This window comes from Ruminococcus sp. (assembly GCF_024684275.1).
Genome location: NZ_JAIKXF010000018.1, coordinates 1 through 10,505, shown reverse-complemented (window position 1 = coordinate 10,505; position 10,505 = coordinate 1). Strand labels below are relative to the sequence as shown.

Annotated in this window: 9 protein-coding genes and 1 rRNA gene; 2 read left to right on the top strand and 8 right to left on the bottom strand. The window is 45.3% G+C overall.

Annotation, left to right across the window (positions count from 1 at the left end; genetic code table 11):
- Window positions 1-20 precede the first annotated feature (20 nt).
- Window positions 21-137: ribosomal RNA gene (gene rrf / locus K5677_RS02060) — 5S ribosomal RNA — on the top strand.
- Window positions 138-224: 87 nt separating this feature from the next.
- On the opposite strand, the gene K5677_RS02055 is transcribed toward rrf, so the two are convergent.
- The 3 genes from K5677_RS02055 to K5677_RS02045 all read right to left on the bottom strand — a co-directional run bounded on the left by K5677_RS02055 (window position 225) and on the right by K5677_RS02045 (window position 4,540).
- Window positions 225-1,997: a glycosyltransferase family 39 protein gene (locus K5677_RS02055; protein ID WP_296724092.1), complete on the bottom strand. Its 1,773-nt coding sequence runs from the start codon at window positions 1,995-1,997 to the stop codon at window positions 225-227.
- Window positions 1,998-2,269: 272 nt separating this feature from the next.
- Window positions 2,270-3,814, bottom strand: a complete 1,545-nt coding sequence (locus K5677_RS02050) for a diguanylate cyclase (RefSeq protein WP_296724089.1) — start codon at window positions 3,812-3,814, stop codon at window positions 2,270-2,272.
- 21 nt (window positions 3,815-3,835) lie between these two features.
- Window positions 3,836-4,540, bottom strand: a complete 705-nt coding sequence (locus K5677_RS02045; protein ID WP_296724086.1) for a hypothetical protein — start codon at window positions 4,538-4,540, stop codon at window positions 3,836-3,838.
- A 686-nt stretch (window positions 4,541-5,226) separates the two neighbouring features.
- Here K5677_RS02045 and K5677_RS02040 point away from each other — a divergent pair.
- On the top strand, window positions 5,227-6,192 hold the full coding sequence (locus K5677_RS02040; protein WP_296724084.1) for a DUF805 domain-containing protein: 966 nt from the start codon (window positions 5,227-5,229) through the stop codon (window positions 6,190-6,192).
- Window positions 6,193-6,249: 57 nt separating this feature from the next.
- Here the strand turns inward: K5677_RS02040 and K5677_RS02035 are convergent, their stop codons facing one another.
- The 5 genes from K5677_RS02035 to dnaK all read right to left on the bottom strand — a co-directional run.
- On the bottom strand, window positions 6,250-6,684 hold the full coding sequence (locus K5677_RS02035) for a hypothetical protein (RefSeq protein ID WP_296724083.1): 435 nt from the start codon (window positions 6,682-6,684) through the stop codon (window positions 6,250-6,252).
- 50 nt (window positions 6,685-6,734) lie between these two features.
- Entirely contained in the window at window positions 6,735-7,133 is a 399-nt protein-coding gene (locus K5677_RS02030) for a DUF6483 family protein (protein ID WP_296724081.1), read from the bottom strand.
- A gap of 67 nt (window positions 7,134-7,200) precedes the next feature.
- On the bottom strand, window positions 7,201-8,349 hold the full coding sequence (dnaJ, locus tag K5677_RS02025; RefSeq protein ID WP_296724079.1) for a molecular chaperone DnaJ: 1,149 nt from the start codon (window positions 8,347-8,349) through the stop codon (window positions 7,201-7,203).
- A gap of 246 nt (window positions 8,350-8,595) precedes the next feature.
- Window positions 8,596-8,754: a hypothetical protein gene (locus K5677_RS02020; protein WP_296724077.1), complete on the bottom strand. Its 159-nt coding sequence runs from the start codon at window positions 8,752-8,754 to the stop codon at window positions 8,596-8,598.
- A 2-nt stretch (window positions 8,755-8,756) separates the two neighbouring features.
- A partial coding sequence (gene dnaK / locus K5677_RS02015; RefSeq protein WP_296724075.1) for a molecular chaperone DnaK occupies window positions 8,757-10,505 on the bottom strand: 1,749 nt, incomplete at its 5' end.

Genomic DNA, 10,505 nt, shown 5'->3' with positions numbered 1-10,505 from the left:
CGTTTCAATACTTCAAAATAGTCGGTGCTTATGGCAATGAGGTCACACCCGTTCCCATTCCGAACACGGAAGTTAAGCTCATTCGCGTTGACGATACTTGGCTGGTGACGGCCCGGAAAACTAAATCAGTGCCGACACTTTAAAGGACTGCTATTGCAGTCCTTTTTGTTTTGTATTTATATTATTAATTCCACGAAAAAAAAGAGTAGCATAGCTGCTCTTTTTTACGTAGTCGAAGCGACTACCATATAAACATAGGTTGATAATGCTGAAAATGCGATGACGGCGAAGTACACAGGTACTCTGAGGGCTTTTACGGCTGATTTAGGACTGTTTTCCAGTTCTGAGACAGCATATCCGAGAAACAGAGCTCCTGTTACTACAGTTGGCATGAGATAGCGGAAATTCATGCTGCAAACCATTGGATAATTCTTTGAAAGGATGTATAGATTTATTATCAGAACAATGTGAAAGAACGTTATAAATCCTTTTTCTAACCTGTCTGCCGCTGTTTTCCTGAATAAATATACTATCATTGCCATGAATGCGGCAGCTGCTAAGGCTACTCCCAGCCAGAAAAGAATCTTGCAGACTGTATCCATGTATGCCATGCCGGGAAAGTTGTTTCCGTTGATGAACTCACCGAAAATGGAATTTTTAAGTATTGCTATCAGCGGATTATGCTCGTTGAAGCCCTGCGGAGCTCCGCTTTCGTCGCGCCACAGCCAGTTTTCGTATACATTTTGTACCTGCTTCAGTGAAAAATCGGTTATCCTTTCCCAGAATGTTATCCCTTTTATGGACTGGTCCATTTCTGGGAGCTCCTGAACGTATGTAAGCGGTATTCCCCAGCGGATAAGTCCTCTTATGGGGAACCACATTCCCAATGGGAAGCATACTGTCAGAAATGCAGCGTACTGACCGAGATTTTTCTTCCATGATGTCTTTATGCTTCGGAAGAATACAATGATAAACACAAATGCTATGGGGAATGCCGCAAGGGCTGCTGAGAGCTTGGTCATCATTCCGAGTCCGAGACATAGTGCTATTTTGATTATATTTGCTATTGTAGGGGCTTTGTACCATTGCAGGGTGCAGAGTATTGCTCCCATTGTAAGAGCCCATGTAAGGGCATCATTGTTCATGAAAGCGCTGAGATATGTGAAGCATGGGTGAAAGGCAGTGATAATAAGTGGAATATATAGAGCTTTTCCCTCCAGCTTGAAGTATCTGAATATCTTATACGCTGTGATAATTATTGTCATCGAGTAAAACAGCGGAAGAACCTGTGCTGATTCCACGGCGTTTTCGATGTCAACGCCAAGTACACGGTTGAGAAAGCCTACCCACGCAGCACACAAAGCATGATGAAGTGGTGGGTGACAGTACTGGAATATCTCTCTGTAATCTCCGTCGTACAGGTGGTGATTATAGAAAAGATAGGAGATATAGCCGAGATGCCCCGGGGCTGTCTCTTTTGACGGCTCAAAGTAACCTACATCATGCTGGCGGTCACTTATTGATGTGCCGAGAACGTAGCAAAGCTTCACCATAAAGCCCATGCCCATTATTAGCAGGGAATTGAAGCGGCGTGACATTTTTTTCGTGTGAAATGCAAGATAATAAGCTGTAAGCATTATACAGCCAAATGCGAATACAAACAGAAGTTTGTTTTCCTGATTCCTGTAATACAGGAATACTGGAGCTCCGATGGCAGAGGCTGCAATTGTCAGTATTACCGGCAGCGGGTCTTTTAGCTTATATTTACTGCATATCCGCGGTACGATAAGTCCTGCCGAAACGCAGTAGAAAAAGAACATTATTATAGGGAATGCTGATGATATATTGCTGCTTGCTGCGCAAAATGGCATGGTTGAGATAATGCATATCAGCAGCATTGATATATACGGGTGTGCAGAAAATATCCCGAAAAGGCCTGTTACAGCGGAATTGCAGAAGGAGGATCTCTTTTCGGAAATATCCTTGTGACTATTCATTTTGTTCTCCTTTGAAATGTTTGTTTTCATATATTTTACCATAAAAACAAAAAAATAGCAACAATCACTGCTGATAAACTATAATTTGCAGGCGGACACTTTTCGCCGTGCATTTGTTCCCATGTGAATCCGATTTTCCCGACAGAATCAAAGGCTGCCGAAGGGGCGCCCCCTCCGGCAGATCGCAGGTTATATTTAAGAGACTGAAATTTCAGGCTCGGTAACCATATTTTCCGCCAAGAGAAGGTGACTATATCGACAGCCTTTTGATATTATTCGTTTGCGTCCATATCTGTATAGTTGATATGTCCGAAGCTTGCCTGTGCGTCCTTGTTTATCATGTCCTTGAGAACAGCGATGACTGATGAATTGATCTTGCCCGACTTTTTTGCAACAGCAGACCTAAAGCCAAAATTTACCTTTCCAGTAGGGGTTGACTGGGGGGCTGTAAGTCTCTTGTATGCGTCGGCTGCGTCCTCGATAATATCGTTCTGCTTTTTGTCACTTTCATTGACCTGCATAGCGATAACGAATTCATCTGAGCCTGTGCGGTATATCTTGCAGTTCTTGAACACCTGCTTTAGTATATCAACTGTTCTTACAAGCAGCCAGTCACCTGTATCGTTTCCGTAGCGTGAATTTATCTCGCTGAAGTTTGCGATATTGTACATTATGAAGTAGTACGGGCGAGATGGCGGAGAATTGACCTCTTCAAAGTCCATAGGGAAGGATATTCTGTTGCTGACATCGGTGAGAACGTCCTTGAACATGGCTGTATAGAGGGATTCCTTTGTCTTGTTGCTCTTGATGATGGTCGAAGCAAGCTTTTGGTTCGCTTTTTCCTGCTTATTGTTGAGGTTAGCGAAGATAAGGGTGAGAACTACTATGGCTATTGCGAATAATGCCATATACCAGCGCATTGTATGGGACAGTGCGTATACCTCAGACTTGGTATCGTTAAGTATGAGCAGCCAGTTATATTTTGACATATAGGAGTAGATCGAGACATACTTTGTGCCTGTTTCATTGTCCTTATACTGGAATGAGCCTTCGGTATTGCCGCTGTTGTCTGAGCTGAGCTCACGACAGATTTTGAGGATGTTTTTGTTTGTTGCGACTTTACCTATCTGCTGAGGATCATCGTTAAAGATATACTTGTTATCATTAACATTGATCATAGTGTATGATGAATCCTCGATGCCCTTTATTTCCAGATTGTCAAGAGTCTGAACGAGCTGTTCTGTGTATATTCCGAGTCCGACGAAGCCTAATGGCTGACCGCCGTCGTCATATACTGCCTGATACATGGATACGATCTGCCTTCCTGAAGCAGGTGAAATGATGATACCCGTATTGTAAACGCCGTTGCCTGCGCGGATAAGTGCGTCCTGAAGCTCTTTCTGCTTATCGGCGTCCTTTCTTGTCTGCATTCCTACAGTCTGCGCATTGGTATGGGCAATACAGTGAGTATCCCACGTACCTATCCAGAGACCTTCTACATTTGCGAGGCCAATATCCGCCGAGTAATCCTCGGTGTACTTCTGAGCCTTAGCTGCGTATTCAGCGTTATCGGGATCGGTCAGGATATTCCTTACAGCCTCGGCATTGCTGAAATAGCTGAGAGTTTTTTCCGCGTTCTCTACATAGGTCTGAATAATATGAGCACGCTCATTGGTAATGGTCTGCATATGGTCGATAGAATCTTTTCGTGTTGTAGAGCTGATTGTCATAGTAATTCCAAGTGACAGAGCGATCATAATGATAAGCTGGATTATGAGGATCAACGCGACTGTTGATATTTTTCTTTGACTTTTCATTTAATTTAATACCTCCCTGAATTACTTCCTGAAGAAGCCGAAGCGCTTCTTCGGTGACGGCAGACTGTCAAGAAACTCGTCTGTTTCCGGTTCTTCCGCGACCTTCAACAGACTGCTGACTCTGTTCTTTAGGAGATCTCCTTTAGCATTTGCAGTATTTGTGTCCATAGATACCGATGTAGACCCGATATGAGACTCAGAAAAAGGAGCTGCTGCTAAAGGCGGAGCCGTAGGCGCAGCGGCAGCAGGCTGTGCTATTGTTATGGGAGAAGCCTTTGCATGAGCGGTATACTGAGGCTGCGGAGCAGCAGCTTGACCGCCGAACACAGCAGGCTCGGGCATATTTCCCATAGGCGCAGCAAACATACCCACCTCTGATATGCTTATCATTCTGTCGGGCATCATTATCATGCAGCCTGCGTTTGCAGGTGCAAGGGACATGATATAGCCTATACAGTTGTTGCAAGGGAGCATAGGTGTTCTGCTTTGTGTATTTAAAAGCAGCAGAGCCTCTATGATATTTTCTCCTGCGGCAAGCATATTCTGTACTGCGTCTATCTCTGCGTGGACAGCGCTGTTCATATCTGTACGGCTGATGCCTGTATATAGCCTTCCTGATGCGGATTGAATAGTGCAGACTGTGTCAGCAGGTGATATGAAAGCGCCTGATTCCAGTAATCGTATTGCTGTTGAATGAGCAGCGTTGAAGATAGCTTCTGAATTCATTTCTGTTTCACCTCTATTCATTGAAGCAGCTTTTATTGCTACGAGGAAAATACCGTGTAAGAAACCCCATAATCCATATATCGTTCCTGTCGAAAGCTCTTAGCTGCAATCTTGTTATACTAAAATTATACACTTTTTATATGTATAATTCAACCGAAAAAATATAGAAAAGGTGGATAATTGCTGTACATATTATGTTTAAAAAATTGCGATTTCATCAAATGAACAGTAATTGTTGAAAATAAACGCCTGATTACAGGCATTTATGGCATATGATAAGAAAATATGAAAAATATACCATTAGTTCATATTCTGCAAGGAATAAGGGTTAATGATTTTACATCGGGTATATTTTCAGCTTAACTATAGAAAAATAACACACAAAACCCCATGAACGGGCAGTAATTTATTGTTAAAACAGATTTTTTACCGCTCTTTGAATATAAAAAATACGGCTTTAGTGAAAAGAACGTCGGTGAATTGATATTCAATGCCATATTTTGTTACAGAGTGCAAAGCATTTAACTACGTAACAATTTACAAAAACATAATATTTGATATATTGACAAGAAAATATTTTTTTGCTAAAATTATTGATATGACAATTGAATCTTGAAGTTCCAAGTATCAGATTCAAGATTTAGTTGGCATATCAATAATACATCATGATATAAGGAGGCAAACACATGAAATGCAGATATTGCAACTATGAAAACAAAGACGGCGATAATTACTGCGAAAACTGCGGTGCGTCACTGGAAATAGCGTCGGGGGAAATGGACGATATTTCTGCGATACCTGTACCAACAGCAGATGCGCAGACAGATGCCTCGCAGACCTCGGTTTCTCAGCCTGACAATTACGGTCAGCCCAGCGGCTACGGACAGCCCAGCGGCTACGGACAGCCCAGTGGCTACGGACAGCCTAACGGCTACGGTCAGCCCAGTGGCTACGGTCAGCCCAGTGGCTACGGTCAGCCCAGCGGCTACGGTCAGCCTAACGGCTACGGGCAGCCCAACGGCTACGGACAGCCCAACGGCTACGGTCAGCCCAATATGTATCAGGGACCTATCTATGGCTTTGACCACTACGGCGAATTCAACGAGGGTGACGGAAGTCCTAAGTATGTAGGCTTCGGAGAGGCTATTAAGCTCTATTTCAAGAATTATTTCAACTTCAAGGGACGTTCGACACGAAGCGAATTCTGGTGGGGATTCCTGTTCAACTTCATTTTAGGCATATTTATTGGAATAATATCGATTGTTTTAATGTCAGCAGCGATATTCCCTAAAATAAGTTCAGGAGCATATACTACATTTTCGTCACCTGAGGACATAATGGATATGTTCTATGTTCCAATGCTTATCATAATCCTTGTGAGCACTGCTATCGGTATACCGTACTGGTCATCGGCTGTCAGACGACTCCATGATGCAGGTCATTCGGGCTGGTGGTTCGTTCTCCTGTTAGTGGGCAATATTCCCACCTATATAGAGCTCATTCCCGGTTCATGGGAGGTCGTATCAGGTCTTTCATGCCTCTTTTCGCCTTTATCACTTATAGGTCTTATTGTAAACATCATATTCTGGTGTCAGCCAAGTGTGGTATATAACAAATGGGGGGCTCCTGCAAAGCCAACAATGATGAGATAAATCCAAAGGGATTCCGAATACTCGGAATCCCTTTTTAATTCGCGCAGTACGCCCATTCTACAGATACGCCCTTACGTCGGTACAGAGCCTTTCCTCGGCGCTGATTATGCGCTTTGCAATATCCTTTGAGCGCTCATCTGCCGCCTGATACTTGTTGAGATAGCGGCTTAGGGACTTCACGCCCATGTTGCAGCCGTCGGTGATAAGGTCTGCGACAGTGCTGTCAGATTCGTTCATTGTCAGCTTTACATTGGTCTTTACCCATGACATACCCTTAGCCATAGCCGCAGGCTCCTTGCCCTCGTCGTGATATTCACCGAGAAGTCCCTGCAAATCAGCTTTCAGCCTGTCGTGTTCCTCAGAGCTGTCCTGCAATACTCTTTTCATGTCGTGGCTGCTGACATAGCTCAGAACGTCACCGATAGAGGATATACCCATTTTAACGCCTGCATCGCACTCACGAAGCAGCCTTATAGTGTCCTGTTCAACCATAAAAACACCTCCCTTTGCGGATATTATGACCGCTTTGGGAGGTTTTATACTTATTCGCTGACTTCTTCGCTTTCATTTTCACCGAAATAAAGGTCTGTCATCTGCTCCAAGCCGAATTTTTTCGCAAATTTTGTGAAATCTCTCCTTGCATTAACAAGGCTGTAGCCATCTTTCAAAAGTATTTGCTCGGACATATCGCTGAGCTGAGAAAAGAACTCAAGCCCTATTATGAGATTTTCCTTTGTGTTGTTGTCAGTAAGTCTGTCAAGCTCTTCAACAGCCTTTTTTGGTTCGCCGTTTTGTATCTGTTCTATTAGTGCAAAAGCCTTTTGCCTTTCTGCCTCTTCCAGCATAGGAAATGATTTGTACGTCTTCCTTCCGAAGAAAACTCTGGCAATAACAGCAGTCATTTCCTTTATCTGCCGCATGATATAGTCCTGTTCAAACATGGATTGCCTCCTTTCGGTAAAAGAACAGACCTACTGTGCAATTTACAACAGGTCTGTACCAATATTGTCAAAAATCCAGCTTTGAGCGGAGCTTTTCAAAGAAGCTCTGACGCTTAGCGTAGTTCTTTTCGGTAAGTGAAGCCTCAAACTGCTTCAGCAGGTCTTTCTGCTTCTTGGAGAGGTTCTTGGGGACCTCAACGTATATCTTGACGTACTGATTTCCGCGGTCTGTACGGTGAAGTCTCTGAACGCCCTTGCCCTTTAAGCGGAATATAGTTCCTGTCTGAGTGCCCTCGGCTATGGTATATTTAACGTCGCCGTCAATAGTAGGTACGGTTATTTCGGCTCCGAGAACAGCTTCCATATAAGTAACAGGTATATCGCAGTGTATGTCAAATCCCTCACGTCTGAAGATAGGGTGTGACTTTACATTGATGCCAACGAGGAGGTCGCCGTTAGGACCGCCGTTTAAGCCGCAGTCGCCCTGACCGCCTACGCGGAGTGTCTGTCCGTCGTCGATACCGGCAGGAATGTCGATAGTTACATTCTTCTGAACTCTGATACGTCCTACTCCGCGGCACTTGCTGCATGGGCTCTTGATTATCTTGCCCTTTCCGCCGCAGTGAGGACATGGCTTGGTTGAGGATATAGCGCCGAATGGAGTACGCTGAGTAGCCTTGATAGTACCTCTGCCCTGACAGTCGGGACAAATATCGGGCTGAGTACCCGGTTCTGCGCCTGAGCCCTTACAGCTGTCGCATACACACATACGGTTTACCTTTATGTCCTGCTTCTTGCCTGTGCAGGCTTCCATAAAGCTGATAGATATGGTGTCCTGGATATCAGCGCCTCTTCTCGGAGCGTTTACGTTAGAGCGCTTTGAGCCGCCGCCGAAGCCGAAGCCGCCGAAGATACTGCCGAGAATATCGTCCATATCCGCAAAGCCGCCGAAGCCCTCCATACCGCCTGCGCCTCCGCCGTAGCTTGGATCAACGCCTGCATGGCCGAACTGATCGTAGCGGGCACGTTTTTCCGGATCGGAAAGCACTTCATTAGCCTCGTTTATCTCCTGAAATTTCTCGACATAAGACGGATCATCAGGGTGAAGGTCGGGGTGGTTTTCTCTTGCCTTTTTACGGAAGGCTTTTTTTATCTCGTCCTCGGAAGCACCCTTCTGGATACCGAGGATCTCATAATAATCTCTTTTTTCAGCCATATATTTATTCTCCTTATTAGTGAGTAGTGAGTAGAGAGTAGAGAGTAGTGTGCAGAAGTTTGAATAATTACTACTTTCTACTTACTACTTTCTACTTACTAATTTACCGCGCCTGTAAATGCACCTTTAGGGCGGCGGAGTGCCTCCGCTCCCTTTTTCGCGTCATAAACGCATTAAAACGGCAGTTTTTTACCGCGCCTGTAAATACACCTTTAGGGCGGAGTAAAATCCGCCCTAAAAGCCTTATCAACTGTTTTCTATCGAATCCTCATATTTGCCTCTGCCGCCGTCGTAATCTCCGAGGTCGTCGTTGGCAAAGCCTGCGAACCATTTGAGTCCGAAATACACTAAAGCAGCAAGTGCAGCTATGATGATAATATTTCTTACAGTTTTATTGATCTTCATTATCAAACCTCAGTGAAGTCTGCATCAACTACTCCGTCGTCATTTCCGCCCTGAGCGCCTGCGTCAGCAGCACCGCCCATATTAGCGAACTGTGAAGGATCAATACCCTGTGCGCCTGCTGCACCGTTAGGAGCTGCCTGCTGATATACCTTAGCGGAAAGGTCATAGAATGCCTTCTGGAGGTCCTCCTTGAGAGTCTTGATCTCAGAGTCATTGTTTGCTTCGATAGCAGACTTGAGTGCTGTGCACTTAGACTCGATATTGGACTTCTCGTCAGCAGAAACCTTGTCGCCGAAGTCTGTAAGAGCCTTTTCACACTGGAATACAAGGTTCTCAGCCTCGTTCTTGTTGTCAACAGCCTCACGGCGCTTCTTATCCTCAGCAGCGTACTGCTCAGCTTCCTTGACAGCCTTGTCGATGTCGTCCTTAGACATATTTGTTGAGGAAGTGATAGTGATGTTCTGCTCCTTGCCTGTGCCAAGATCCTTAGCGGATACGTGAACGATACCGTTCTGGTCGATGTCGAAGGTTACTTCGATCTGTGGGATTCCTCTTGGAGCAGGAGCGATACCGTCGAGACGGAAGGTACCCAGCTGCTTGTTGTCTCTTGCGAACTCACGCTCACCCTGAAGTACGTTGATGTCAACAGCAGGCTGGTTGTCAGCGTATGTTGAGAATACCTGTGACTTCTTTGTAGGGATAGTTGTATTTCTCTCGATCATTCTTGTGCAAACTCCGCCTGCTGTCTCGATACCGAGTGAGAGAGGAGTTACATCGAGAAGGAGAAGACCGTTCTTAACGTCGCCGCCGAGAACGCCGCCCTGATATGCAGCACCGAGAGCTACGCACTCATCAGGATTGATGCCCTTGAATGGCTCCTTGCCGATGAGCTTCTTAACAGCTTCCTGTACAGCAGGGATTCTTGAAGAACCGCCGACCATGAGCACCTTGTTGATCTCTGAGATATTCAGACCGCTGTCGCTGAGAGCCTGTCTTACAGGTCCCATTGTAGCCTCAACGAGGTCAGCTGTGAGCTCGTTGAACTTAGCCTGTGTAAGTGTGAGGTCGAGGTGCTTAGGTGTGCCGCTTGCATCAACAGTGATGAACGGGATATTGATATTTGATGTTGTTGTAGATGAAAGCTCTATCTTTGACTTTTCAGCAGCGTCCTTGAGTCTCTGAGCAGCCATCTTATCCTGTGAAAGGTCGATGCCCTCAGTCTTCTTGAACTCGTCAACGATCCAGTTGATTATACGCTGGTCAAAGTCATCGCCGCCGAGACGGTTGTTACCTGCTGTAGCAAGTACCTGCTGAACGTCCTCGCCCATTTCTATGATAGAAACATCGAATGTACCGCCGCCGAGGTCGTAAACCATTACGGTCTGCTCCTCTTCCTTGTCTATACCGTATGAAAGAGCAGCTGCTGTAGGCTCGTTGATGATACGCTTAACGGTAAGACCTGCGATCTGACCTGCGTCCTTAGTAGCCTGTCTCTGTGAGTCTGTGAAGTAAGCAGGAACTGTGATAACAGCCTCAGTTACTGTCTCGCCGAGGTAAGCCTCTGCGTCAGCCTTGAGCTTCTGGAGTATCATAGCGGATATTTCCTGTGGGGTATAGTTCTTGCCGTCGATAGCAACTTTATAATCAGAACCCATATGTCTCTTGATAGAAGAAACTGTTCTGTCGTGGTTTGTGATAGCCTGTCTCTTAGCCACCTGACCTACGAGACGCTCGCCGTTGTTTGTGAAAGC

Coding starts and splice junctions, on each gene's coding strand:
- K5677_RS02045 (WP_296724086.1), bottom strand. CDS start 4,540: ATGAATTCAGAAGCTATCTTCAACGCTGCTCATTCAACAGCAATACGA.
- K5677_RS02050 (WP_296724089.1), bottom strand. CDS start 3,814: ATGAAAAGTCAAAGAAAAATATCAACAGTCGCGTTGATCCTCATAATC.
- K5677_RS02040 (WP_296724084.1), top strand. CDS start 5,227: ATGAAATGCAGATATTGCAACTATGAAAACAAAGACGGCGATAATTAC.
- K5677_RS02035 (WP_296724083.1), bottom strand. CDS start 6,684: ATGGTTGAACAGGACACTATAAGGCTGCTTCGTGAGTGCGATGCAGGC.
- K5677_RS02055 (WP_296724092.1), bottom strand. CDS start 1,997: ATGAATAGTCACAAGGATATTTCCGAAAAGAGATCCTCCTTCTGCAAT.
- K5677_RS02020 (WP_296724077.1), bottom strand. CDS start 8,754: ATGAAGATCAATAAAACTGTAAGAAATATTATCATCATAGCTGCACTT.
- K5677_RS02030 (WP_296724081.1), bottom strand. CDS start 7,133: ATGTTTGAACAGGACTATATCATGCGGCAGATAAAGGAAATGACTGCT.
- dnaJ (WP_296724079.1), bottom strand. CDS start 8,349: ATGGCTGAAAAAAGAGATTATTATGAGATCCTCGGTATCCAGAAGGGT.